The sequence below is a fragment of the Streptomyces jeddahensis genome (assembly GCF_001642995.1).
Taxonomy (GTDB): Bacteria; Actinomycetota; Actinomycetes; order Streptomycetales; family Streptomycetaceae; genus Streptomyces; species Streptomyces jeddahensis.
In genome coordinates, this window is record NZ_LOHS01000084.1 from 1 (window position 1) to 25,404 (window position 25,404).

At 69.6% G+C, this 25,404-nt stretch carries 21 protein-coding genes and 2 pseudogenes; 14 read left to right on the forward strand and 9 right to left on the reverse strand.

Going from position 1 to position 25,404, the window contains the following annotated elements:
* Window positions 1-208: 208 nt before the first annotated feature.
* The 3 genes from STSP_RS17480 (at window position 209) to STSP_RS17485 (ending at window position 2,288) form a co-directional block, all read left to right on the forward strand.
* Complete coding sequence (locus STSP_RS17480; RefSeq protein WP_067278614.1) at window positions 209-400, forward strand: antitoxin; 192 nt, start codon at window positions 209-211, stop codon at window positions 398-400.
* Between the two features lie 402 nt (window positions 401-802).
* Entirely contained in the window at window positions 803-1,453 is a 651-nt protein-coding gene (locus STSP_RS39185) for a hypothetical protein (protein WP_157902848.1), read from the forward strand.
* Between the two features lie 175 nt (window positions 1,454-1,628).
* Entirely contained in the window at window positions 1,629-2,288 is a 660-nt protein-coding gene (locus tag STSP_RS17485) for a hypothetical protein (protein ID WP_157902849.1), read from the forward strand.
* A 178-nt stretch (window positions 2,289-2,466) separates the two neighbouring features.
* Here the strand turns inward: STSP_RS17485 and STSP_RS17490 are convergent, their stop codons facing one another.
* Window positions 2,467-4,911 (reverse strand): SpoIIE family protein phosphatase, encoded by a 2,445-nt coding sequence (locus tag STSP_RS17490; RefSeq protein ID WP_078067271.1) that lies wholly within the window; start codon window positions 4,909-4,911, stop codon window positions 2,467-2,469.
* A 448-nt stretch (window positions 4,912-5,359) separates the two neighbouring features.
* Between STSP_RS17490 and STSP_RS17495 the strand changes: the two genes are divergently transcribed.
* A complete protein-coding gene (locus STSP_RS17495) occupies window positions 5,360-5,596 on the forward strand; it encodes a response regulator transcription factor (protein WP_067278620.1) in 237 nt (78 codons plus the stop codon).
* A 58-nt stretch (window positions 5,597-5,654) separates the two neighbouring features.
* On the opposite strand, the gene STSP_RS17500 is transcribed toward STSP_RS17495, so the two are convergent.
* Together STSP_RS17500 and STSP_RS17505 are read right to left on the reverse strand one after the other, a co-directional pair.
* A complete protein-coding gene (locus STSP_RS17500) occupies window positions 5,655-6,902 on the reverse strand; it encodes an aminotransferase class V-fold PLP-dependent enzyme (protein WP_067278622.1) in 1,248 nt (415 codons plus the stop codon).
* Between the two features lie 300 nt (window positions 6,903-7,202).
* Window positions 7,203-8,369: an XdhC family protein gene (locus STSP_RS17505; protein WP_067278624.1), complete on the reverse strand. Its 1,167-nt coding sequence runs from the start codon at window positions 8,367-8,369 to the stop codon at window positions 7,203-7,205.
* Between the two features lie 357 nt (window positions 8,370-8,726).
* On the opposite strand from STSP_RS17505, the pseudogene STSP_RS17510 reads away from it, so the two are divergent.
* Window positions 8,727-10,204, forward strand: a pseudogene (locus STSP_RS17510) (hydrolase).
* 84 nt (window positions 10,205-10,288) lie between these two features.
* Here the strand turns inward: STSP_RS17510 and pgm are convergent.
* Window positions 10,289-11,929 (reverse strand): phosphoglucomutase (alpha-D-glucose-1,6-bisphosphate-dependent), encoded by a 1,641-nt coding sequence (pgm, locus tag STSP_RS17515; RefSeq protein WP_067278627.1) that lies wholly within the window; start codon window positions 11,927-11,929, stop codon window positions 10,289-10,291.
* A gap of 249 nt (window positions 11,930-12,178) precedes the next feature.
* Here pgm and STSP_RS17520 point away from each other — a divergent pair, with 249 nt between their 5' ends.
* Window positions 12,179-12,763 (forward strand): GNAT family N-acetyltransferase, encoded by a 585-nt coding sequence (locus tag STSP_RS17520; protein ID WP_067278630.1) that lies wholly within the window; start codon window positions 12,179-12,181, stop codon window positions 12,761-12,763.
* A 242-nt stretch (window positions 12,764-13,005) separates the two neighbouring features.
* A complete protein-coding gene (locus tag STSP_RS17525) occupies window positions 13,006-13,893 on the forward strand; it encodes a hypothetical protein (RefSeq protein ID WP_067278631.1) in 888 nt (295 codons plus the stop codon).
* Window positions 13,894-13,914: 21 nt separating this feature from the next.
* Here STSP_RS17525 and STSP_RS41410 read toward each other — a convergent pair whose 3' ends face one another.
* The 3 genes and pseudogenes from STSP_RS41410 to STSP_RS17535 form a co-directional block, all read right to left on the reverse strand.
* The gene (locus STSP_RS41410) at window positions 13,915-14,040 is read right to left on the reverse strand and encodes a hypothetical protein (RefSeq protein WP_456300505.1); all 126 of its coding nucleotides are present in this window, start codon (window positions 14,038-14,040) and stop codon (window positions 13,915-13,917) included.
* Between the two features lie 61 nt (window positions 14,041-14,101).
* A pseudogene (locus tag STSP_RS37175) lies at window positions 14,102-15,208 on the reverse strand (IS110 family RNA-guided transposase).
* A gap of 162 nt (window positions 15,209-15,370) precedes the next feature.
* Window positions 15,371-16,251, reverse strand: a protein-coding gene (locus STSP_RS17535; protein WP_408646318.1) for an IS5 family transposase whose coding sequence is annotated in 2 segments (ribosomal slippage) — window positions 15,371-16,144 and window positions 16,147-16,251 — 879 coding nt in all. Because the reading frame shifts where the segments join, the coding sequence is not laid out codon by codon here.
* A gap of 180 nt (window positions 16,252-16,431) precedes the next feature.
* Between STSP_RS17535 and STSP_RS17540 the strand changes: the two genes are divergently transcribed.
* The 6 genes from STSP_RS17540 to STSP_RS17565 all read left to right on the forward strand — a co-directional run bounded on the left by STSP_RS17540 (window position 16,432) and on the right by STSP_RS17565 (window position 23,042).
* On the forward strand, window positions 16,432-17,166 hold the full coding sequence (locus STSP_RS17540) for a FadR/GntR family transcriptional regulator (RefSeq protein ID WP_078067273.1): 735 nt from the start codon (window positions 16,432-16,434) through the stop codon (window positions 17,164-17,166).
* A complete protein-coding gene (locus tag STSP_RS17545) occupies window positions 17,163-18,629 on the forward strand; it encodes an amino acid permease (protein WP_067278639.1) in 1,467 nt (488 codons plus the stop codon). The genes STSP_RS17540 and STSP_RS17545 overlap by 4 nt, the downstream gene beginning before the upstream one ends.
* 11 nt (window positions 18,630-18,640) lie before the next feature.
* A complete protein-coding gene (locus tag STSP_RS17550) occupies window positions 18,641-19,675 on the forward strand; it encodes an asparaginase (protein WP_107441332.1) in 1,035 nt (344 codons plus the stop codon).
* Window positions 19,676-19,740: 65 nt separating this feature from the next.
* Window positions 19,741-21,174 carry an aspartate ammonia-lyase gene (gene aspA / locus STSP_RS17555; protein WP_067278644.1) on the forward strand — a complete coding sequence of 478 codons (1,434 nt, stop codon included), beginning with the start codon at window positions 19,741-19,743 and terminating at the stop codon, window positions 21,172-21,174.
* Between the two features lie 159 nt (window positions 21,175-21,333).
* Window positions 21,334-22,278, forward strand: coding sequence for a glutaminase (locus tag STSP_RS17560; protein ID WP_107441333.1), 945 nt, complete (start codon window positions 21,334-21,336; stop codon window positions 22,276-22,278).
* Window positions 22,279-22,343: 65 nt separating this feature from the next.
* Window positions 22,344-23,042 (forward strand): NADPH-dependent F420 reductase, encoded by a 699-nt coding sequence (locus STSP_RS17565; protein ID WP_067278650.1) that lies wholly within the window; start codon window positions 22,344-22,346, stop codon window positions 23,040-23,042.
* Window positions 23,043-23,102: 60 nt separating this feature from the next.
* On the opposite strand, the gene STSP_RS17570 is transcribed toward STSP_RS17565, so the two are convergent.
* Window positions 23,103-23,696 (reverse strand): helix-turn-helix transcriptional regulator, encoded by a 594-nt coding sequence (locus STSP_RS17570; protein WP_067278651.1) that lies wholly within the window; start codon window positions 23,694-23,696, stop codon window positions 23,103-23,105.
* Between the two features lie 210 nt (window positions 23,697-23,906).
* On the opposite strand from STSP_RS17570, the gene STSP_RS17575 reads away from it, so the two are divergent.
* Window positions 23,907-24,542, forward strand: coding sequence for a class I SAM-dependent methyltransferase (locus STSP_RS17575; protein WP_067278994.1), 636 nt, complete (start codon window positions 23,907-23,909; stop codon window positions 24,540-24,542).
* Window positions 24,543-24,588: 46 nt separating this feature from the next.
* Here STSP_RS17575 and STSP_RS17580 read toward each other — a convergent pair whose 3' ends face one another.
* Complete coding sequence (locus tag STSP_RS17580; protein ID WP_067278657.1) at window positions 24,589-25,398, reverse strand: HAD-IIA family hydrolase; 810 nt, start codon at window positions 25,396-25,398, stop codon at window positions 24,589-24,591.
* Window positions 25,399-25,404 lie beyond the last annotated feature (6 nt).

Below are 25,404 nucleotides of genomic sequence, written 5' to 3' on the forward strand. Positions count from 1 at the left end.
AGCGTAGGCACGAAGTTGGCGATGGCGGCGGCGGGGGCGGGGGCGGCGAGGGTTAGGGCACCCGAAGGTGCGGAACGGGAGTTCTCGGGGGCCTGACCCGGACCGGCCGCGACGGCCGCACGACCTGCGAATGCGCGCCCAGATGCGAGCCACGCGTCATGCGGTGAACCTGGAGTGGTGGGGGCCCGTCTCCGAAAGAGGATCAGTCATGTCCATGATGGACAAGATCAAGCAGATGCTGAAGGGCCGCGAGAGCCAGACCGACCGGGCCATCGACAAGGGCGGTGACTTCATCGACGACAGGACCCAGGGCAAGTACAGGGGCCAGGTCGACACCGCCCAGGACAGGCTCAAGGACGAGTTCGGCAGGGGTCGGGAGCAAGAGCCGCCCCAGCGCTGACGGCCACCGTCGCCCCATGGGTTCGCAACCGCGGACCCTAGAGGCGGGTTGGCATCCACTGCCGGTGCCCTCATCGGCCAAAGGCCGCCTCCCCTGCGTGGAGGCGGCCTTTGGCATGTGTTGGTCCCCAGGCGGCTGCGATCCCCGGCGCCCGCCGCGTTTCCGAACGACCAGCGGCCCCGGCGGCGTTTTCCGCGGACTTGTACTCACCGCCTCCGAGTCTGTCAAGCCCCGAGTCCTCGGAACATGACCGGGCTTCGCGATTCGGGCCTACTTGAAGTGCGGGCCTCACCGGAACGGAATGAGGCAGCACGGTGGGCAGAAATCTCCCGAGGATTCTCTCACCGAAAACCAGAATGATAGGGCAACGAACCCGCCCCTTATATCAGTAGGAGAAAACCCATGACCCGTAACATTCAGACCCACGAGGATGTTCGTCCCAAGCGTCGTTTTCGTCTCTCGACAATTGTTGCCTCTGCTGTTGTCGTTGCAGGGGGCGTGATTCTTCCGGCAACCGCTGCGACGGCGGCCTCGGTGCCCGACTCGTCGGTCGTGACTCTTGTCGCAGAGCACGACAAGGATCACGACAAGAAGCACAAGAAGCACGGCAAGAAGCACGACAAGAAGCACGACAAGAAGCACAAGAAGCACGACAAGAAGCACGGTGGTAATAACACCGGCGGTGACGGTATCGGTGGTGATGCTTCCGGTAGTGGTAACAACACCGGTGGTGACGGTATCGGTGGCGATGCCTCTGGCACCGGCAATAACACCGGTGGTGACGGCGTCGGTGGCGATGCTTCCGGCAGTGGCAATAACACCGGTGGTGACGGCGTCGGTGGCGATGCTTCCGGCAGTGGCAATAACACCGGTGGTGACGGTATCGGTGGCGATGCTTCCGGCAGTGGCAATAACACCGGTGGTGACGGTATCGGTGGTGACGCCTCCGGCAGCGGTGACAACACCGGTGGTGACGGTATCGGTGGCGATGCCTCTGGCAGTGGTAACAACACCGGTGGTGACGGTATCGGTGGCGATGCCTCTGGCGACTGAAGCCAAGAGCTGACTGCAGCGGAGAACACCGAATAGTTCGCGGTCCGGCTCGGGTGGCAAACGCCAACTGGTCATGCCCCCGGCCGGACCGCCGAATATCCCCTGCCATGTGGAACGAATGCACCGCCGGCATCGGGCATAATTCCACCTCGAAAATATCAAGGCGAGAATTCTCATGAAGAGTAATACCCGTAAGAGCGGTGTGGCCGTAGCCGCCGCCTCCGTCCTCCTCGCTGTCGGCGGAGCACTGATCCCGGCGAGCACAGCGTTTGCGGCACCGACGACGCAGAGCGCGGCGGCGTCCGTAGCCACAGGCAAGGACGGGGACCATGACCGTCACGACAAGAAGCACGATCGCGGCGACAAGAAACGCGACCGCCACGGAGACCGGCATGACGGGCGCGGAGGAAAGCGCCACGGGCACGACGACGACTACTGCCGCAGTGGCAACGGTGGTAACGGCACCGGTGGTAACGGCACCGGCGGCGACGCCCCCGTCTGCCAGGCTCCGGGAGGCACCGGCACCGGCGGCAACGGTCGCGGGGGCAGGGGAAGTTGCGGAGGCCGCGATGGCGACGGCCGCAACGGTACCGGCACCAACGGCAATGACGGTCCGCCCTGTCCCAAGCCGACGAGCCCGCACACTCCGGGCGACGACGACACCGGCAGTGGCCCCTCGACTCCGGACACGCCCGCCCCACACGAGCCGCCGACGGACGACACCGACAAGCCCTCTGCTCCGGACACTCCGGACACCTCGGACACCGACACCGGCGACTCCTCGCATACGGACGAGTCGACCCCGCAGGATTCGGGCGAGGTCATCGTCAAATAGCAACGTCAAATAGCAACGTGAATCAGCTAGGAGAAAAACCGCCGGGAAAGACCTCGGGTTCCTGCCCTGTTCCTGCCCCACCGCACGCGCGGTGGGGCAGGACTCGTTTTCGTGGCGTCGGGGACAGCGGGCCGACGTGGCCAAGGTTCACTGGACGTGCTGAACTGGAGGTTCGTCCTCAGACCCCGGACAGCGACTGCTCGGCCCAGATGGTCTTTCCGACGGCCGCATGCCGCGTGCCCCAGCGCTCCGAGAGCTGGGCGACCAGTAGCAGGCCCCGCCCGCCTTCGTCGAAGGTCCGGGCGCGCCGCATGTGCGGGGTGGTGCTGCTGGAGTCGGAGACCTCGCAGATCAGCGTGCTGTTCTCGTGGATCAGCCGCAGCTGGATGGGGGGATGGCCGTAGCGGATGGCGTTGGTGACCAGTTCGCTGACCATCAGCTCGGTGATGAAGACCGCGTCGTCCAGCCCCCAGGCCTCCAGTTGGTCGGTGGCGTTCTTGCGGGCCTGGGCGACCACGGCGGGGTCGGAGGCCAGGTCCCAGGCGGCGACCCGGTCGGCGTGCAGTGCCCGGGTGCGGGCGATGAGCAGGGCGATGTCGTCGTCGGGGCGGTGGGTCAGCAGGGACGTGAGAACCCTGTCGCAGACCGTTTCCAGTGTCGCCGCGGGCAGCGCCAGAGCCGCGAACATCTTGTCCAGGGCCTCGTCGATGTCGCGGTCCCGGATCTCGAGCAGACCGTCCGTGTACAGGGCCAGGACGCTGCCCTCGGGAAGTTCCGTCTCGAAGGTCTCGAAGGGCAGGCCGCCCAGGCCCAGCGGCGGGCCGGCCGGGACGTCGAGGAAGTAGACGGCGCCCTCGGGGGTGACCACGGCGGGCGGGGGATGGCCGGCGCGAGCGAGCGTGCAGCGGCGGGACACCGGGTCGTAGACCGCGTACAGACAGGTGGTGCCGATGCCCCCGGCGGTCTCGGCGGCGGGGTCCGCGCTGCCCTCGTCGGCCGACAGGTGGAGCACGAGGTCGTCGAGGTGCGTGAGCAGTTCGTCGGGCGGCAGGTCGACGTCGGCCAGGGTCCGTACCGCGGTACGCAGCCGGCCCATGGTGGCGGAGGCACGTATCCCGTGGCCGACCACGTCGCCCACGACGAGCGCCACCCGCGCACCGGACAGCGGGATCACGTCGAACCAGTCGCCGCCCACGCCGGCCCGGGTACCGGCCGGCAGATAGCGGGACGCGATGTCGAGCGCCGCCTGATCGGGCAGCGTGTGCGGGAGCAGGCTGCGCTGCAGGGTCATGGTGGTGGTGCGCTCGCGGGTGTAGCGGCGGGCGTTGTGGATGCTCACAGCCGCTCTGGCCGTGAGCTCCTCGGCCAGCAGCAGGTCGTCCGACTCGAAGGGCTCCCGGCGCCGGTGCCGGCTGAAGAGCGCCACGCCGAGCGTGTTACCGCGGGCACGCATCGGTACCACCATGACCGAACGCGTCCCGTACTCGCGGATCCAGGCGGCTCCGGGGTCCTGCGCCGCCCATCGAGCGATGGCGGAGTCGGTCATCTCGTACAGCGCGGCACGGCCGGTGGTCAGGCACTCGGCCGGGGGTGAGAGCGCGGGGTAGACGATCGTGTCGCCGACCGCCACCAAGGAATCGGGGCTCTCCTCGGCGACCGACCGCAGAGCTGCGCGGCGCATGGTGACCGGTCCGGGCGCCTGCGCGGCGGCCGGTTCGTCGCCGGTCTGGGGCACGTCCAGCAGGTCCACGGCTGCGAAGTCGGCGAGCTGGGGGACGGCGACGTCGGCCAGTTCCTGCGCGGTGTGTGCGATGTCCAGGGTCGTGCCGATACGGGAACCGGCCTCGTTCAGCAGGAGCATCCGCTGCCGCGCGAGGTACTCACCGGACCTGTCGTGCGCCGTCAGGCACACCGCGCACACCCTGCCGTCCGGGTCCTTCAGCGGTGCGAAGGAAGTCGACCAGCCCCGCTCCGGGCTGACACCCGTAGGACGGATGTACGCCTCCACGTACTGCGGCTCACCCGTCTCCAACGCCAGCCGCATCTTCCTCTCGGCCTCATCGCTCACCGGATACGGCGCGATCTCCGTCAGGTGCAGCCCCTGCATCTCGGACTCCGTCAGGGACAGCGCACGCTCCATGCCCGCGTTGGCGCCGACCAGCCGCAGGTCGGTGTCGAAGATCGCCAGGATGTCGGGGGACTGGGTGAACGTCCATTCCCTCAGGGCTTCGCCCGCGGGCGTGCGCGGTCGCCCCGCCACGGCGGACACCACGAGCCACTCGGTGACCCCGCCGTCCGGCGACGACCGGCGGTGCGCGAGCAGTCCCGTCTCCACCCGGCGGCCGTCCCGGTGCCGCAGCGCCAGGGTGCCGCTCCATCGTTCCTTCCCGGCCGGGGTATGGCGGGCCGTTCCTGCGGCCTCGTCGGCGAGCAGCCTGACGGCCGGCCGGCCCACGACCTCCGACGGCACATAGCCGAGCAGTCGCCGGGCACCCTCGCTCCACCCCGTCACGATGCCCTGCTCGTCGATGGTGGCCGTGGCCGTGTACGCAGACTCGAGCGAGGCGTCCGACACGTCCGGCTTGTCCGGCCGCTCGTCAGGAGGGGTGGGAAGTCGCTCCATCGCCGCTCATCTCGCCCTCGCTCATTCCTCGGCCCGCTCTCCCCGCGGGAACCTGCACGGCCAGGGCTCTACTGAAGGGCTCTACTGACAAGCATGATCCTGCGAGGCGCGGAGCACCAACGCGGAGGACCAGCCCGGCTGATCGCGGAGGGAACGTCCCATGGCGCGCGTCCGCGGTACGCCCGTGGTGCGGCCGTGGTCGCCGGCCGGGCGGGGCTCCGGCGGGGGGAGGAAAAATCTTCAGAATGCGTGCAACGGCGCGGAACCGCACTCGGGGCTCACGGCGTGGATAAGTGCAAATACCGACATTCCAGTATTTACACCTTGTTTCTATTACACCCCTGCTCTATTTCCACCCCTGCTTCCAAGGCCGTGAGCAGTGAAGACCGAGTCGATTCGGGTCGATTCGAGTCGGTCCGAGTCGATCCATTCCGTCGGAGGGAGTTCCATGAGCTTCACCACCACGCCGCACGCAGAAGCGCGCGCAGCCGCGCTGCTCGTGCTGGCCCCGCGTGAGCGGGAGACCCTGCGGCACATCGCCGCAGGGCGCACCTATCTGCAGACGGCCCGCCACATGGGATTGTCGAAGCACACGGTCGACGCGTACCTCCGCCGTATACGGGCGAAGCTGGGCATCTGCAGCACGGCGGAGCTCACACGACTGGCCATCTCCCTGGGGCTGTGAGTGCATGCGCGGCTCCGTCGCGCGGCCTGCCCGGTAAGGGATGAGCGGAACGCAGCTCTCAACCGTTCACGCCGCCCGCGGTGTGCCGTTCGCCGGCCCACGCACCCAGCACCGGGACACACCGCTCTGCGAAGTACTCGAAGTCTTCGGCGGTGTTGTAGACGTGCGTCGACAGGCGCATGTAGCCGACGCCGTCGAAGCTGGTGAAGGCCGCCTCCACACCCAGTTCCCGCGCCACACGATCACGCAGGGCGTCGGCATCGACACGCGTCGGGGCCAGACCTTCCGGAAGCCGCACCAGGCGCAGCGCGTTGACCGGCATGCCGACGTCGACGGTGGCGCTTTCACCGGTGAGCGCGGCAAAGGCTTCGGCGAGGATCCGCTCGGCGTAGTCGGCGAGATCGCGCATGTACGTACGAGCCGTGTCCCAGCCCCAGGTGGACTCGACGAAGTCGAGCGCGGCCGGAGCCGCCAGATGACTGGTGGCATCGACCGTTCCCTGGATGTCGAAACGGTCGGGGAACGGATCAGGGGCGCCCCAGGAGTCGATCAGGGGATAGAGCCCGTCGCGCAGTGCGCCGCGGGCGACGAGCGCGGCCGTACCCCGAGGCGCGCAGGCGAACTTGTGGAGATTGCCGATCCAGAAGTCGCACTCCACTCCGCACAACGGGTCCTCGGCCAGTCCGGGCACATGCGCCCCGTCCAGAAGAACCGGGATCCCCCTGGCCCGCGCCTCCGCGCCGATCCGCTCGACGGGCATCCAGCGCGCTGTCGCGGAGGTGATGTGGTCGAGGACGATGAGACCGGTCGCCTCGTTCATCTCGGCGGCCACGGCCTCGTACGCCTGGTCCTCGTCGGCATCGAGCGGCACATGAGCCGTACGGACCGTGCCGCCCCAGCGCCGGGCGAGACGCTCGGCCCCCATGGTCACGGCCCCATAGCCGTGGTCGGTGACGAGGACTTCGCCGCCGGGCCGGGCCGGGACGTTCGCATAGACGACGCTCGCGCCGCCGCTCGCGTTGGGGACGAGCGCGAGATCCTCCGCGGCGACGCGCAGGAACGCCGCGATCTCGGCCCGGGCACGGGCGACCCGCTCGGGCAGGCCCGCGAACCACAGGCCCGGAGACCGGTCCATCTCAACCCGCAGCCGGTTCTGCTCGTCCTGCGCCACCACCGGAACCGCACCGAAGGAACCGTGGTTGAGGTACTTCCGCCCGGCATCCAGGGACCAGCCTGCGGCGGCGGGCCTTCCGTCCGCGAGAAGCAGGGGGCGCGGCGGCGCCGTGGCGACGTCGGTCTGACTCACGGGACTCCACATCTCGATCGGATGACTCCGCGGCATCCTGGCACAGAGCGCCCACCTCCGCGCCTGCCAGGGGTCCACGCGGCCGGAGGGGCCGGGGGAGCGGGCGGTCAGTGTGCCGGTGCCGGTGGTCCCCGGCCGCACCCGCGGCCCCGGTGACCCGTGGCCGCACCCGCGCGCCCGGTGGTTCCCGGCCGCACCCGCCGGATCCGGTGATCGTGGCCGCACTCGAGCCGGCCCCGCCGGTCTCCGTGCCGCCGACGTCGAGCACGGGCTGTGCTCGTCACGGCGACGCCAGGCTCATCACTGCGGGGCAGAGGTCGACCGGGGAGCAGATGCCGACCGCGGGTCAGAGGCCGGCTCCGGCGCCGTGCCCGGCCGATGGATCGCCCCGGCCGTCTTCGCCAGCGGCATCCCGGTGCCGCCCCAGCGGAGAGCGACGATCTCCGCCGCGACCGAGACGGCCACCTCCTCGGGCGTACGGGCCCCGAGGTCCAGGCCGATCGGCGAGCGCAGCCGGGCGAGTTCGTCCTCGCTGAGCCCGGCATCGCGCAGCCGCTTCATACGGTCATCGTGTGTGCGGCGGCTGCCCATCGCGCCGATGTACGCCGCGGGGCGGCGCAGCGCCTTCTCCAGCAGCGGGACGTCGAACTTCGGGTCATGCGTCAGGACGCAGATCACCGTGCGATGGTCGGTGACGGTGCCGCCCAGATAGCGGTGCGGCCACTCGACGACGACCTCGACGCCCTCGGTGAACCGCTTCGGCGTCGCGAACACCGGCCGGGCGTCGCACACGGTGACCCGGTAGCCGAGGAAGTCCCCGATCCGGGCAACCGCCGCCGCGTAGTCGATCGCACCGAACACCAGCATCCTCGGCGGCGGGGCGAAGGAGTGCAGGAACACCGTGACGGCGTCCTCCCGCCGCTCCCCGTGCGGCCCGTAGTGCCGCTGCCCTGTGGCGCCCTGCGCCAGTTCACCCCGCGCGTCGGCGGTGACGGCCACGTCAAGGCCGGCCGAGCTCAGCGAACCGGACACCCGCTCAGGCCACACGGCCAGCGTGGCGCCGCGTGGCGCCGGGCCGTCGATCACGGTCGCCACGGTGACGGGGTGGCCCGCGGCGACCGACTCGGCGACGTCCCCGAACGAGGGGTCCGTCTCCGGCGACACGCACCGTACGAGCAAGGTGATCTCGCCGCCGCAGGTCAGCCCCACGGCGAACGCATCCTCGTCGCTGTAGCCGAAGGTCTCCAGCTGTGCCTCGCCGCTCTCCACGACCTCCTTGGCCAGCTCGAACACGGCGCCTTCCACACAGCCACCGGACACGCTGCCCACGACCTCGTCCCCCGGACCCACCGCCATCGACGCCCCGGGGTCGCGTGGTGCGCTGCGGCTGACGGAGACGACGGTGGCCAGCCCGAACGGCGACCCCTGCGCGTACCACCGGCTCAGGGCCGGGAGGATCTCACGCATCGCCCGCTCCTCTCACCACCGCTACCCGATGCCGCATGCCGCATACGGATGCGGAAGCTTCAGCACAGCAGCACGGCCAGACTGTGCCCCTCCACGAAAAGGGTCCACGCTCGGCAGCGCCGCCGCCATACCGGCCGCCCGAGGCGCGTAACGACCCGACCTTGCGAGGATTCCCCTCCCCGGCTGCGATGGGGCCTGTGGGCCTGTGGGCATATGGGCCTGTTGCGAGCGAGACGTTGTCATGTACTGTGCGTGCCGCCCAATGTGTGGCGCACCGAGCCGTCGGTCCCCTCTCTCTACGCGCGAAGACCCAACACCGCACCGCTCCTTCCCCCACCCCTCACGGAGGTATGCCGGATGCTCGGATCCAGAAGATCCCGCCACAGACTCTCAGCCGCCGCGGTCCTGGCCGTATGCGGAATGCTGTCCGCGGGCACGGCGGGAGCCGCCGTGGGAGCAACCCCGGCCGGCACGACCGCGGCGGTATCCACGCAGGCCGCCGCAGCGACCCCGCACCGCGTGCTCTTCGACAACTCCAAGGCCGAGACCGCCGGCAACGCCGACTGGATCATCAGCACCAGTCAGCCCGACCCGCTCACCAGGACGCCACGCCCACGGCGGAGACCGACTGGACCGGTGCGCTCTCCTCCTGGGGCGTCGCCCTGCAGCAGACGGGCGACTACTCGCTCAAGACCCTGCCGTCCGGCAGCACCATCACCTACGGCACCTCCTCGGCGCTCGACCTGCAGAACTTCGACACCTTCGTGCTGCCCGAACCGAACCTGCTGCTCAGCGCGTCCGAAAAGACAGCCGTCATGAGGTTCGTACAAAACGGCGGCGGGCTCTTCGTCATCCCGAACCACAGCGGCGCCGACCGCAACAACGACGGCTACGACGGCGTCGAGGTCGTCAACGACCTGATGTCCAACAACAGCGTCGACAGCACCAACCCCTTCGGCTTCACCGTCGACTCCCTCAGCATCAGCAGCGAGGACCCGAAGGCCATCCCGGACACCGCCGATCCGGTGCTGAACGGATCCTTCGGCAAGGTCACCGGCAGCATCATCCGCAGCGGTACGACCGTGACGCTCAGCCCGTCCGCCAACTCCTCCGTCAAGGGCCTGGTCTACCGCCCCGGCTATTCGGGCAACACCGGCGCCTTCTTCGCGACGAGCACCTTCGGCAGCGGACGTGTCGCGTTCTGGGGCGACAGCTCACCCATCGACGACGGCACCGGCCAGTCCGGCAACACCCTCTACGACGGCTGGAACGACACCGCGGGCACCAACGCCGAACTCGCCCTCAACGCCACCGAGTGGCTGTCGGGCGGCGAGGGCGACGGCGACGGGGGCGGCGGCACCAGCTGCACGGCCGCCCAGCTGCTCGCCAACCCCGGCTTCGAGTCCGCCGCTTCCTCCTGGTCCGCCACCAGCGGCGTCATCACCAACGACTCCGGACAGGCCGCCCGTACCGGCTCGTACAAGGCCTGGCTCAACGGATACGGCTCCGCGCACACCGACACCCTGTCCCAGTCGGTGACCATCCCGTCCGGCTGCTCGGCGACGCTCAGCTTCTACCTGCACGTCGACACGGCCGAGACGACCACCAGCACGGCCTACGACACGCTCAAGGTCCAGGTCGTGAACAGCAGCGGCACCGTCCTGTCGACGCTGGCCACCTACTCCAACCTCAACGCGGCGACCGGCTACACCCGCCGCAGCTTCGACCTCAGCTCCTACGCCGGACAGACCGTCACGCTCAAGTTCACCGGCACCGAGGGTTCCGTCCTGCAGACGTCGTTCGTCATCGACGACACGGCCCTCGACGTGAGCTGAGCTGAGCTCACTGGATGTGAGATGAAAGTCGTAATGCCGCAGGTGGGGCCGGGGTTGCAAGATCCCGGCCCCTTCGCGTCGACGTCAGCTGCCCAGCGCCGCCGACACCACACCCTTGGCCTCCTCCTGCACCTGCGCCAGGTGCTCAGGGCCCAGGAACGACTCGGCGTAGATCTTGTAGACGTCCTCGGTGCCGGACGGCCGAGCCGCGAACCAGGCGTTGGGCGTGGTCACCTTGATGCCGCCGATGGCCGCCCCGTTGCCGGGCGCCTCGGTGAGCACGGCGGTGACCGGCTCCCCGGCGAGCGTGTCCGCGGTGACCTGCTCCGGCGAGAGCTTGGCCAGAACGGCCTTCTCCTCGCGGGACGCGGGCGCGTCGATACGGGCATACGCGGGCTCGCCGAAGCTGTCGGCCAGCATCGCGTAGTGCTCCGACGGCGTCTTCTCGGTGACCGCGAGGATCTCGGAAGCGAGCAGGGCCAGGATGATGCCGTCCTTGTCGGTGGTCCACACCGAGCCGTCGCGCCGCAGGAACGACGCTCCGGCCGACTCCTCGCCGCCGAAGCCGATGGAGCCGCCGACCAGCCCGTCCACGAACCACTTGAAGCCGACGGGGACTTCGACCAGGTCACGGCCCAGGTCCGCGGCGACCCGGTCGATCATGCTCGACGACACCAGTGTCTTGCCGATGCCGGTGTCGGCGGGCCACTGGTCGCGGTGGGTGTACAAGTAGGCGATGGCCGCGGCCAGATAGTGGTTGGGGTTCATCAGGCCGCCGTCCGGGGTGACGATGCCGTGCCGGTCGGCGTCGGCGTCGTTCCCGGTGGAGATCTGGAAGCGGTCGCGCTGCTCGATGAGCGAGGCCATCGCGTACGGCGACGAGCAGTCCATACGGATCTTGCCGTCCCAGTCCAGCGTCATGAACCGCCAGGTGGGGTCGGTCAGCGGGTTCACCACCGTCAGATCCAGCCGGTGCTGCTCGGCGATACGGCCCCAGTACGCGACCGACGCCCCGCCCAGCGGGTCGGCGCCGATGCGTACGCCCGCCGCCCGCACCGCATCCAGGTCAAGGACGCTCGGCAGGTCCTCGACATACGCGCCGAGGAAGTCGTACCGCCCGGTGGTGGGCGCCGCCAGGGCCTGGGTGTAGGGGAGTCGGCGCACCTCCTTGAGGCCGCCGGCGATGATCTCGTTGGCGCGGTCCTGGATCCAGGAGGTGGCGTCCGATCCGGCCGGGCCGCCGTTCGGCGGGTTGTACTTGAAGCCGCCGTCGGCGGGCGGGTTGTGCGACGGGGTGACCACGACGCCGTCCGCAAGGCGCCCGGTGCGGCCGCTGTTGTGGGTGAGGATGGCGTGCGACACCGCCGGGGTGGGGGTGTAGCCGTTGTGGGCGTCGATGAGCACCGTCACGCCGTTCGCGGCGAACACCTCGACGGCCGTCACCTTGGCCGGTTCGGACAGTGCATGGGTGTCGGCGCCGAGGAAGAGTGGCCCGTCGGTGCCCTGACGGGCCCGGTACTCGCAGATGGCCTGGCTGGTCGCGGCGATGTGGTCCTCGTTGAACGCCGTGGCGAGCGACGATCCGCGATGGCCGGACGTGCCGAAGGCCACGCGCTGGCCCGGCTCGGCCGGGTCGGGGTGCAACGCGTAGTACGCGGTCACCAGCCGGGCGACATCGATGAGGTCCTCTGGCTGGGCCTGCTGCCCCGCCCGCTCGTGCTGCATGAGCCCGCTCCTCCGCGTCGGTTGTGCGTTCGGTTGTGGGCCCATTTTCCCGGTTGGCGGGCGTGATCCGCGAGTGCGCCCCTAGGGCGTGTATCGAAAGTGGATCAAGGTCGTGGTGATCACGCGCGGCGAAATGGGATGATCTGGCCTCCATCCGGCTTAGCCGGTGTGTCCCACGCGGCGATGCAGGGGCCCGATCCCTAAAAAGTGCCTGATCACGTACGGTGTGCGGGTGTTATCGTCGCTCGCATGGCTGAACTGATCGCACCCACGGGACGGCTACATTCCTCGTGGCTCACGGCGCGCGACGAGTGGCAGCCAGGTGCTCACCAGGACGGGGCTGGCCTGCGTCTGGCTGCTGACGATGACCTCGACAGCCCGGAGGGGTTCGCCGCATGGGTCGAGCGACTGCGTCAGCAGTCAGACCGGTCGCTGCCTGTCGAGGAAGGACGCGTCCACGCCAGCCACTGGTGGATCGTCGACGGCGAGACCTACCTGGGGGCCATCGACCTTCGGCACTATCTGAACGCCTTTCTGCTGGAAGGCGGCGGACACATCGGCTATAGCATTCGGCCTTCTGCCAGGAGACGTGGACTGGCCACGTGGGCGCTGGGAGCGGTTCTGCTCAAGGCACCGGGGCTCGGTCTGGACCGCGTCCTTCTCACTTGTGACGATGGCAACGTCGGCTCGGCGCGCACCATCGAGAGCAACGGCGGCGTTCTGGAAGATGTGCGCAGCACCGAAATCGGGGTGAAGCGCCGCTACTGGATCGTTCTCGATGGCGCTGGTCACAGCCATTCGTTGATGGCGGCGACGAGGACGGTTGCCTCGTAGCGGACCGCGAGTTTGATGCCCCTATGGATGTCAATCGGCTGAGGCGGGGGCTTGTGGACGGTCACGTAATTCCCCAAGGCTGCGGTCACCTAATTCCCCAGGTACTGGCTGACGGCAGGGTCTTGCATGGAGGAGATCGGCGGGGATCACGTGGTTGTCCACGCCTCGACGAACTCCTGAAGGGCAAGCCCGGCACGTCGCTGGCGATGACGCGGCGATCGCGCGCTGCGTATCATCCGCCCATGTCGAACGCGATATCCGGCGGCCCGGAGACCGTGCTGGCAGCAGGCGGCACCACGGCCCGGTTCAACGGGGCACGACTGCGGATCGTCCGGGGCCGAACGACATGGAGTGTGCCGGTGCGGGCCCTTCGGTCCGCGGAACTGACCCCGGCGGGCGTAGTGCGGATCACGATCAGCGGTGCACCGGGTCATGCCGCGCAGCAGGGCCTGGGGCCGGCCGTGGAACTGCAAGCCCCCAACGCGCGTGCCGCAGCGGCGTTCCTGGAGAAGGTGACGGCCGCTCTGGCCAGGACCGAGCCCGTGGCGGACGGGCATGCGTTGGTGCGCGTGGAGACGCAGCCGCAGCGTCAGCTTCAGTTGGGTCCGCGAGCGCAAGCGGCGGTGAGGATGGCTTACGTACTGCCGCCCTATGCTCTGCTGCTGTTCCTGCTGGGCCTGTTCAGCCCCCTGGACCGCGGCACGGCCGCAGAAACCCTGATCGTGGGTGGCGTCCTGGGCCTGGTCGGCGGCATTCCGCTGTGGCGGGTGTTTCGGCGGGTGCGTTCGCTGTGGCTGCTGCGCAAGCGCGGGGTCGGTGTGGTGGGCAAGGTGACCGGCTACGTGCGTATCTGGGACAAAGGCGGACGCCTCTGGGTCTTCTCCCGGTTGACGTTCACCACCGTCGACGGGCAGCGGATGCGGGACATCCCGTCGGTCGTCACCGTCTGGGGCCTCTCCGACCAGGCATACAGCGGGCAGGTGGAGCTCAACTACGATCCCGAGCACCCCACCCGCGCCAGCCGCCCTCTCACCGTCGGCTTCGCCTTCCGCACCCTGCTGCTCGCCTCGGCGGCCGCGATTCCGGCGACGGGCTTTGTGCTCTGCGTCCTGGAAAACCTGCCGTTCTGAACGCCTCAGCCGGCCAGGCCGTCAGCCGACCAGCCGACGGCCGCCGTGCGCCGTGGCTTCGAGCGGCTCGGTCTGCTGGGATCCGGGTGCGCGGACGGACCGGCTCCATAGCGGGTCGAGCTGCCGTTCGCGAACCGCCGTCCCCATGGGGAAACATGACGGCAAGGGTGGGGAATTAGCTGACGCCGAAAACACTTGAGGTGGGGAATTACATGACCGTCGACAGGGCTTTGCTCTTCCTGGGCGGGTTGATGGTCTGGTAGATCTCTGGCGCGACGTAGCGTTTGAGGCAGCGGATGGCTTCGCGGCGCGTCTTGCCCTGGCTGATTCGCCGTTCGAGACGAGATGGGTGCGGGTGGGGGTGTCCCAGCGCAGGCGGGCCAGGACGATTGTGTAGAGCGCGGAGTTGGCTTGGCGGTCGCCGCCGCGGTTGCGCCTGCGGCGCTGGGTCTTGCCGGACGATGCCTCCACCGGGCTGACGCCGCAGAGTGCGGCGAAGGAGGCCTCGCTGCCCATCCGGTCCGGGTTGTCTCCGGCCGCTATCAGCAACGCAGCAGCGGTGTCCGGGCCAACGCCGTAGCGGTCCAACAGCTTCGGCGCGCATGCAGTGATCGCGGTGGTGATCCGAGCGGTGAGGTCGTTGACCTCCTCGGTGAGGTGCTTGATCCGTCTGGCCAGCAGTCGGAGCGTGTGGCGAGCTGCAGTTGCCGGGGCAGTCCCGTCTGCGGGTTCCAGCTCAGAGCACCGCTGGATGAGCTTGGGGTTGCTCAGGCCGGCCAACGACTCCCGCAGGGCTGGGTCTGCGGAGACCAGGACGGCCTTGAGCTGGTTGATCACCTGCGAGCGTGACTTGATCGCGGAGCTCTTGGCCATCTTGAACATGCGGATCGTCTCCACCGGACCGTCGGTGGTCTTGGCCGCGGCGGTGGCCCGGCCGGAGAGCACCGCCTGCGCGGCAGCTGCCGCGTCGATCGCGTCCGTCTTGCCGCGCCGGCGCCGGGTGGCCTTGTCCGGCTGGTTAACCTCGGTGACCGTGATGCCTTCGCGGTGCAAGTATCGCGTCAGCGCCGCACCGTAGGACCCGGTGCACTCGACGCCTGCCCGCTGCAGGCGGCCGAAGGCCCGTGCCCAGGACAGGAGCTGCTGGTAGCCCCCTCCTGCGTCGTCGGGAAACTACGGGCGTCCAGCATGGCTCCCGTAGTAGTGATCACCGCCGCAACGTGAACATCTTGTGAGTGTCCACTCCGAGGACGACGTCCTCGGACTGTTCGGTCGTGCGATGACGGGGACGGGTGGGCTGGGTCATGCTGGGCACGGTCGCCTGTCTCCTGAGCGCCTCGGGAACATCGGTGGCCGACGCCGGACCAGGTGCGGCGGTCAGGACTGTGACGGTGGGTCGCGAAGGCCCCTATCGGGACACGCCCACCCGGTCCGGCGGCAGCACGCACCGCCTCAGACGGCAGTCGGCAGATCAAGCTCAGGGCATCAGCGCCAGTCGTACCTCGGACCAGACCGCCGCCCGCGGCGGCACCCGATCATCCTCACAGTCGTACCTCGTCGCCACGGCCCGATGCCTCTTGAGGCGGTTGATGCCGCACTCGACCGCGTGCCGAGCCTTGTAGTCCTCCGGGTCAAACTGCGGCGGACGGCCGCCGCGGGAGCCGCGTTTCTTGCGATTGCGGGCCCGATCGGCCTTATCCGGGATGGTGCAGCGGATTCCACGTCTGCGGAGGTAGGCGCGGTTCTTGCGGGAGGCGTACGCCTTGTCAGCGCGCACCCGTCCCGGCCGGGTGCGCGGCCGGCCCGGCCCTAGCCGGGGCACCCGAATGCGGCCCAGGACAGCCTCGAACTGCGGCGAGTCGCCACGCTGCCCGGCCGTGATCACGATGGACATGGGTTTCTGGCCCTGCTCGACTGCCAGGTGGAGCTTGGTGGTCAGGCCGCCGCGCGAGCGCCCGAGGCCGTGGTCGTCGGGCTGTGGCGACGCCGCCGGGCGGCTCCTTCTGCAAGGCCCCCTTTTCCTCGCTCCGGCGGCGTGCTGGTGGGCCCGGCAGACGGTCGAGTCGACGTTGATCTCCCAGGTGATCAGGTCCTTCGCATCGGCCCGGGCCTGGAGCTGGGTGAAGATGCGCTGCCAGGTGCCGTCCCGCTGCCAGCGCCGGAACAGGTCGTACGCCTGGCCCCACGGCCCGTACTTCTGGGGCATGTCCCGCCAGGGGATGCCGGTGCGGACCCGGAAGCGTATGCGTCGATCAGCTGCCGCCGGTTCCACACCGGTGGCCGGCCGGGCTTGATGCCCGCCGGCAACAGCGGCTCCAGCACTGCCCACTGCTCGTCCGTCAGATCTCCACGCGCCACGAACCAAGATCATCTCACGACGAAGATCCACTATCGATACACGCCCTAGACCGTCCCGGAGTGGCCGGGCGGGCTGTTCCAGGAGAACCGAGGCCTACGACCCATGGAAATGAATGGAAATTAACCTCAGCGCATACAAACCCTTGACAGCCTCCTCCGGCCACCTGGAGTATCACCCCCGTGAACCTGTCAGACAGCCAGACAGGTGGCTCGGTACCCCGTCGCGTCAGCGCGATGGAAGCGGTTCTGAACCACCTGCGCAGCGCCATCGAGCGCGGTGAGTACGCCGTGGGGGACAAGCTCCCCTCGGAAGCCGAGCTGTGCCGCCGGCTCGAGGTCAGCCGGCCCGTGCTCCGCGAGGCCCTGCGGGCCCTGCAGACCATGGGCCTGACCGCCTCGCGCACCGGCAAGGGCACCTTCGTCATCTCGAACGGACCCGTCGAGGACCCCACGTTCGGCGACTACGCGGCGAGCGACCTCCTCGAGGTCCGCCGCCACGTCGAGATCCCGGTGGCGGGCTACGCGGCGGTGCGCCGTACGCCCGAGGACCTCGACCACCTCGCCCACCTGCTGGAGCGGATGGAGCGCGAGACCGACACCACCGCATGGGTGGCCATGGACACGCTCTTCCACCTCGCCGTCGCGCAAGCGGCCCAGAACCCCGTGTTCCGCAAGGTGATCGAGGAGATCCGGGACGCGCTGGCCCGGCAGTCGACGTTCCTCAACGAGCTCGGCGGACGGCGTGAGCAGTCCAACCGCGAGCACCGCGCGATCGTCGAGGCGCTGGTCGACGGTTCCGAGCACGACGCGGTGGAGGCCATGTCCCACCACCTCGACCGGGTCGAGACGACCCTCACCGACATCGTGCGCCCCCCGCGCACGGACACACCCACGGAAGGCGGACCCGAGGCGTGAGCGAGCAGTCCCTTCAGGAAGACGGCATACGGTCCGAAGCGTCGGCCACGCACGCCGGAGCCGGTCACGTCGACGCCGGAGACGCGGGCTACAGCAAGTCGCTGAAGTCCCGGCACGTCAACATGATCGCCATCGGCGGCGCCATCGGCACCGGGCTCTTCCTCGGCGCAGGTGGCCGCCTCGCCGACGCAGGCCCATCCCTCTTCGTCGCATACGCCGTCTGCGGCGTCTTCGCCTTCCTCGTCGTGCGGGCGCTCGGCGAACTCGTCCTGTACCGGCCGTCGTCCGGCGCCTTCGTGTCGTACGCCCGTGAGTTCCTCGGCGAGAAGGGCGCGTACACGGCCGGCTGGATGTACTTCCTCAACTGGGCGACCACCGGCATCGCCGACATCACCGCGGTGGCCACCTACACGCACTACTGGGGCATGTTCTCCGACATCCCGCAGTGGGTGATCGCGCTCATCGCGCTCGCCGTGGTGCTGACCGTGAACCTCATCTCGGTGAAGATCTTCGGCGAACTGGAGTTCTGGTTCGCCATCGTCAAGGTCGGCGCCCTCGTGATCTTCATGTGTATCGGCATCTTCCTGCTGGTCACCCAGCACCCCGTCGACGGCACCACCCCGGGCCCGTCCCTGATCACCGACCACGGCGGTGTCTTCCCCCACGGCCTGCTGCCCATGCTGCTGATCATCCAGGGCGTCGTCTTCGCCTACGCCTCCGTCGAACTGGTCGGCGTCGCGGCAGGCGAGACGCAGAACCCCGAGAAGATCATGCCGAAGGCCATCAACTCCATCATGTGGCGCGTCGGCCTCTTCTACGTCGGCTCCGTGGTGCTGCTGTCGATGCTGCTGCCCTGGTCGTCGTACACCGCGGGCGAGAGCCCCTTCGTGACCGTGCTGTCCAACATCGGCGTCCCGGCGGCGGGCGGTGTGATGAACCTCGTCGTGCTCACCGCGGCCATGTCGTCGCTCAACTCCGGTCTGTACTCCACCGGCCGCATCCTGCGCTCCATGGCGATGTCCGGCTCCGCGCCGAAGTTCACCGGCGTCATGAGCCGCAGCCACGTCCCGTACGGCGGCATCCTGCTCACCAGCGGCGTCTGCGTCCTCGGTGTCGGCCTCAACTTCGTGGTGCCTGCCGACGCCTTCGAGATCGTGCTGAACTTCGCGGCGATCGGCATCCTCGCCACCTGGGGCATGATCATGATCTGCCACCTGCTGTTCTGGCGGAAGACGCAGAACGGCGAGCTGGCCCGGCCCGGTTACCGGCTGCCCGGCTCGCCGTTCACCGAGATCGTCACGCTGGCCTTCCTCGCCTCCGTGCTCGTCCTGATGTACGCCGACGGCGGCGCCGGACGCACCACGGTGATGTGCCTGCCGCTGATCGTGGCGGCCCTGGTGGCCGGCTGGTACGGCGTACGCGGACGGGTCGCCCGTAGCAAGTCCCCCAAGGTGAATGTGTGAACCACGCAGTGCTGTACGGAAGTTCAGTGGCCGAGGCTCCTGAGATCCGGGAGCCCCGCCACGCCCCTGTCGCCCACCTCGTCCGCGGTGGGGTCGTCGAAGGCGTCCACTATGGCTCGGTCGTCGTCCTGGGCGCCGACGGAGCCGTGGAGTTCGGCCTCGGTGACATCGAGGCCGCCTTCTACCCGCGCTCCGCGCTCAAGCCCGTGCAGGCCGTGGCGATGGTGCGGGCCGGGCTGCCGCTCGACGGCGAGCTGCTGTCGCTGACCGCCGCCAGCCACTCCGGCGAGGAACGCCACCTCGCCGGGACCCGGCGAATCCTGGAACTGGCCGGCCTCGGCGAGGACGACCTGCGCAACGTGCCCGACCTGCCCTTCGACCCCGTCGTGCGGGACGCCTGGGTGCGCGAAGGGCGGCTGGCGTCCCGGCTCGCCCAGAACTGCTCGGGCAAGCACGCGGCGATGCTGTACACGGCGAAGCTCAACGGCTGGTCGCTCGACGACTACCTCGACCCGCGGCACCCGCTCCAGCAGGCGATCGCGGAGATCGTCGAGGACCTCACCGGGCAGCGCATGGCCCAGGTGACCGTCGACGGTTGCGGCGCGCCCCTGTTCGCCGTCTCGCTGCACGGGCTCGCGCGCGCCGCGGCCCGGATCACGACGGCCGCGCCGGGCACCCCCGAGGCGCGCGTGGCCGACGCGATGCGCGAACACGCCGAGATGGCATCGGGATCCGGACGCGACGTGGCCTCGCTGATGCGGGCCGTGCCGGGGCTGCTCACCAAGGACGGCTTCGAGGGTGTGCAGGTCGCGGCGCTGCCGGACGGCCGGGCCGTCGCGGTGAAGATCGCCGACGGCGCGGACCGGGCACGCGTACCGGTGGCCGCGGCCGCCCTCACCCGCTGCGGCGTCGACCCCGTCGCACTCGCGCAGTTCGCGACCGCGCCGCTGCTCGGTGGTGGCGCGGTGGTGGGCGACATCCGGCCCGCGCCCGCGCTCGCCCCCGACGCGCTCGCGGTCACCATGCCGGGCGCCACGCAAGTCTGAGCCTCAGCGGCGCCGGCGTACGTCCACCCAACTCCCGTACCTCCTACAGGAAGACCCTCACCGACATGACCGCCGCAGCCCACCGCAGCGAACACGATCTGCTCGGGGACCGCGACGTCCCCGCCGAGGCGTACTGGGGCATCCACACCCTGCGCGCCACGGAGAACTTCCCCATCACGGGCACGCCGATCTCCGCCTACCCGCACCTGATCGACGCTCTCGCCGCCGTCAAGGAGGCCGCCGCCCGCGCGAACGAGGAGCTCGGCCTGCTGGCTCCCGAGAAGGCGGCCGCCATCGTCGAGGCCTGCCGCGAGATACGGGACGGCAAGCTGCACGACCAGTTCGTCGTCGACGTCATCCAGGGCGGCGCCGGCACCTCGACGAACATGAACGCCAACGAGGTCGTCGCCAACCGCGCGCTGGAGCTGCTCGGCCATGCCAAGGGCGAGTACCAGCACCTGCACCCGAACGAGGACGTCAATCTCGGCCAGTCGACGAATGACGTCTACCCGACCGCCGTCAAGATCGCGACGGTCTTCGCGGTCCGCGGGCTGCTGAAGGCGATGGCCGTGCTGCAGGACGCCTTCGCCCGCAAGGCCGTCGAGTTCCGCGACGTGCTGAAGATGGGCCGTACGCAGCTGCAGGACGCTGTACCCATGACGCTCGGCCAGGAGTTCTCGGCGTACGCGGTCATGCTGGACGAGGACCGCAGCCGCCTCGCCGAGGCCGTCGAGCTGATCCACGAGATCAACCTCGGCGCCACCGCGATCGGCACCGGCCTCAACGCGCCCGCCGGATACGCCGAGTCGGCGCGCCGCCATCTCGCCGAGATCACCGGTCTTCCGCTGGTCACGGCCGCGAACCTGGTCGAGGCGACCCAGGACTGCGGTGCCTTCGTCCAGATGTCGGGCGTGCTGAAGAGGATCGCGGTCAAGCTCTCCAAGAGCTGCAACGACCTCAGGCTGCTCTCCTCCGGTCCGCGTGCGGGCCTCAATGAGATCAACCTGCCGCCGGTACAGGCCGGTTCGAGCATCATGCCCGGCAAGGTCAACCCCGTGATTCCCGAGGTCGTCAACCAGGTCGCCTTCGAGGTGATCGGCAACGACGTCGCCATCACCATGGCCGCCGAGGCCGGACAGCTCCAGCTCAACGCCTTCGAGCCGATCATCCTGCACTCCCTGTCCGAGAGCATCACCCACCTCCGCGCCGCCTGCCTGACGCTCGCCGAGCGCTGCGTCGAGGGCATCACCGCCAACACCGACGTGCTGCGCGCCTCCGTCGAGAACTCCATCGGCCTGGTCACCGCGCTCAACCCGCACATCGGCTACACCGCGGCCACCGCTATCGCGCAGGAAGCTCTCACGACCGGGCGCGGCGTCGCCGAACTCGTCTTGGAGAAGGGCCTGTTGCCCGCCGACCGGCTCGCCGCGCTGCTCAGCCCGGAGCGGGTCGCGGGCGCCGGCGCGGGCGCGGGCGCCGACGTGCCTCTGCCGGGCTGAACCGGTCCCCGGTCGCCGAGTCGGCTCACATGCCGGTGCCCTCGGGCGGCGGCAGAATGGGCCTGTGATTCGAACACGCGCGCAGTGCATGCGCCCCGCGGGCTCCCTCCCGCGGGGCGCATCCGCCGCGCCACACCACCGTACGAAGCCGGAGTGACCGTGACGGCGCCCTCGCCCCCCTCATCGACCTCCTCGACCTTCAAGCCGGTCCTGGACCGCATCGCAGCCGGTATCGCGAGCACGCCAGGACGCGGCAGGCCCGCCGACTACATCCCCGCCCTCGCGTCGGTGGATCCGCGCCGCTTCGGCATGGCCGTCGCGGAGCTCGACGGCACGGTGTACGGCGTCGGCGAATGGCGGCAGCCGTTCTCCGCCCAGTCCATCACCAAGGCGTTCACTCTCGCGCTCGTCCTGTCCCGCGAGGGCGAGGAGCTGTGGGAACACGTCGGCCGCGAGCCGTCCGGCAATCCCTTCAACTCCCTGGTGCAGCTGGAGTACGAGAACGGCATCCCGCGCAATCCGTTCATCAACGCGGGCGCCCTCGTCGTCACCGACCGCCTCCAGTCCCTGACCGGTGACACGGTCGGCACCCTGCGGGAGTTCCTGCGCGCAGAGAGCGGCAATCCGGATCTGACCTTCGACGAGTCCGTCGCCGCGTCCGAGTCCGCGCACGGCGACCGCAATGCCGCCCTGGCCCACTTCATGGCGTCCTACGGCAACATCAGCAACCCGGTCCCGGTGCTCCTGGACCAGTACTTCCGGCAGTGCTCCATCGAGGCGTCCTGCGCCGATCTCGCCCTCGCCGCCGGGTTCCTGGCCCGCCACGGGGTCCGCGCCGACGGCTCGAACCTGCTCACCCGCAGCCAGGCCAAACAGGTCAACGCGGTCATGCTCACCTGCGGCACCTACGACGCGGCCGGCGACTTCGCCTACCGCGTGGGCCTGCCCGGCAAGAGCGGCGTCGGCGGCGGCATCATCGCCGTCGTCCCAGGCCGCTGCACCCTGTGCGTATGGAGCCCCGGCCTCGACGAACGCGGCAACTCGGTGGCGGGGGTCGCGGCCCTGGACAGGTTCACGACGCTGACGGGGCTTTCGGTGTTCTGACCGGCATCCGGACCGGCATGCGGCATCCGCGGAATACGAGAGCCGCGGGCCAGGTTGCCGCTCGTATGGCGACTCTCGGATTGATCGGCAGTGGAAACATCGGCTCCACCCTGGCCAGGCTCGCGGTTGACGCAGGCCTCGACGTGGTGCTCAGCAACTCACGTGGACCCGAGACACTGGCGGACCTGGTGGCGGAGCTCGGGCCGCGGGCGCGCGCCGCGACGCCCGCCGAGGCGGCGGCCGCGGGGGACTGGGTGGTGGTCAGCGTCCCCTTGAAGAACTACCGCCAGGTCCCGGTGGAACCGACGACCGGCAAGATCGTGCTGGACACGGACAACTACTATCCCGAGCGCGACGGGCGCATCCCCGAGCTGGACGCGGAGGAGGCCACCACCAGCGAGCTGCTCCAGCGGCATCTGCCCGACGCCAAGGTGGTCAAGGCCTTCAACAACATCTTCTTCAGGCATCTGGCCTCGCTCGCCCGGCCATCCGGTGCTCCCGACCGCTCGGCCCTGCCGATCGCGGGCGACGACCCCGAGGCCAAGACCTCCGCGGCGGAGCTGCTCAACCTCCTCGGCTACGACGCCGTCGACGCGGGGACGCTGGCCGACAGCTGGCGCTTCCAGCGCGACACGCCCGCGTACGTCGTTCCCTACGCGAAGAACCCGCAGGGCCTCGGGATCTCGATGGACGACCCCGGGGCGAGCGCCGACGCCGCGACGCTGCGAGCGGCTCTGGCCGCGGCCGAGCGCCCCGGCAGCTGACCGCGCTCCCAACCCGGCGTCACGTACGACCCGGCCCCGGTCCCGTACCGACCGCCGGGCTCAGCGGCCCTTGGGGCGGGCGCGCACATGCATGCGCTCGCCCTGAGGGCCGAACAGGCATAGCAGCTCGACGGGTTGGGGACCGGCGTTGGTGAACACGTGCGGTGTGCGCGTGTCGAACTCGGCGGCCTCTCCGGCGGTGAGGACGAGATCGTGCTCGCCCAGGGCCAGCCGCAGCCGGCCGGAGAGGACGTAGAGCCAGTCGTAGCCCTCGTGTACGCGCTGCTCGGGCAGTGGGTCGTCGGGGTCCCCGGGCGGGATGATCAGTTTGTAGGCCTGCGCGCCGCCGGAGTGGCGGGTCAGCGGTACGAAGGTCCTGCCGTTGCGGGTGAAGGGCCGCGGGTGGATGCGCGGATCCCCGGTGGGCGGGGCGCCGACCAGTTCGTCCAGTTGGACACCGTGCGCCCTCGCCAGCGGAAGCAGGAGTTCGAGGCTGGGTCTGCGCTGCCCCGACTCCAGACGGGACAGCGTGCTCAGCGAGATTCCGGTGGTCTCGCTGAGCTGGGCCAGCGTGGTGCCTCGCTCTTTGCGCAGCGCGCGCAGGCGGGGGCCCACCGCGGTGAGGACACTCGCGAGGTCGTCGTCGTCCGTCATCTCTTCATTTGCCGACTCGGCAACGTATTTTGTCAAGCTAGGCCGCAGACCGGTTTGCCGGACCGGCAACATTTCTTGTGCCTGGGACGATGCCGGGCGCATGGTCGAGGCGGCGAAGACAAGACGGAAGACGGAGACGGGTGCACCAGGTCACCGGACACCACGGGCCAGGGCATGCACGAGTCGCACGACACGAAGGAAGACACGCGGATGACTGACGAAAACCTCTCGGCCGAGGAGTTCTGGGAGGCCCGCTACGCCCAGAGCGACCGCATCTGGAGCGGCAAGCCCAACGTCGTACTGGTCCAGGAGACCGCGGGACTCGAGCCGGGCAGGGCCCTCGACCTGGGCTGCGGTGAGGGCGCCGACGCGATCTGGCTGGCCAAGCAGGGCTGGCAGGTCACCGCCGTTGACATCTCCCGCCTCGCCCTCGACCGCGCCGCCGCGCACGCGGCAGCCGAGGGCGTCGCCGACCGCATCGACTGGCAGCAGCACGACCTGGCCACGTCCTTCCCGGCCGGCACCTACGACCTCGTATCAGCGCAGTTCCTGCACTCGCCCGTCGAGATGCCGCGCGAGAAGATCCTGCGGAACGCCGCCTCGGCCGTTGCGCCCGGCGGAGTCCTCCTCATCGAAGGACACGCCGGATTCCCGGCCTGGGAGCAGCATCCCCACCCCGACGTGCACTTCCCGACGACGGATGAGGTCATCGAGGCTCTCGGCCTCGCGGACGGGCAGTGGGAGGTACTGCTCAGCGAGGAGCACGAGCGCATCCAGAACGGCCCTGACGGTCAGCCGACCACCCGGACCGACAACACCGTGAAGGTCCGCCGCCTGCCCGCCTGATCCCAGGACGGGCCGATCCCCCGGTACGCGCCGGTGACCAGCGCGATCATCGCGCGCCAGCCGAGGACAGCCGGTCCAGCAGGGCGGGCACGTCCGCGAACGAATCCAGGACGTGATCGGGCGTGCCGCTCGCCGCCCGATGGGTCTCGGGCAGGTACTTGCCCGTCTTGACCAGGACGCCGGTGATCCCGGTGCGCTGCGCCGCGAGCACGTCGGACTCGATGTCGTCGCCGACCATCAGCGCCTCGCCGGGACGCGCGCCGAGGCGTGCCAGCGCCGTCTCGAAGAACGCCGGCGCCGGTTTTCCGGTGATCTCGGCCTCCGTACGCGCGGCCCGCTCCAGGCCGAGCAGATACGCCCCCGTGTCCAGCTGCAGTCCCTGGTCGGTACGCCAGTACAGATTGCGGTGCATGGCCACGAGCCGCGCTCCCCGCTGGAGGTGGCCGAAGACCCGGTTGAGCGAGGCGTGGTCGAACTCGGGACCGGCGCCGCCCACGACGACGACGTCCGGGACGGCGTCCGCGTCGTCCTCGTCGATGACCGTGACGCCGACGAGGTCCTCGCGGATGTCACCGCTGTTCAGCAGGGCACACCGTGCGCCGGGAAAGTGCTCCGCGAGATACGCCGCGGTCACCGCGGGCGCGGTGAGGATGTCCTCGGCGCCGACGGGGAAGCCCTCCGCCGCGAGGGCGTCCGCCATCGAGGCGCGCGTACGGGACGTCGTATTGGTGATCAGGCTGACGGCCGCCCCGGACGCGCGGACCTGCCGCAGCGCCTCGACCGCGCCGGGCAGCGCCTTCCACGAGACCGTGAGCACACCGTCGATATCGATCAGGACCGCGCGTACTGGCTCCATGCACAG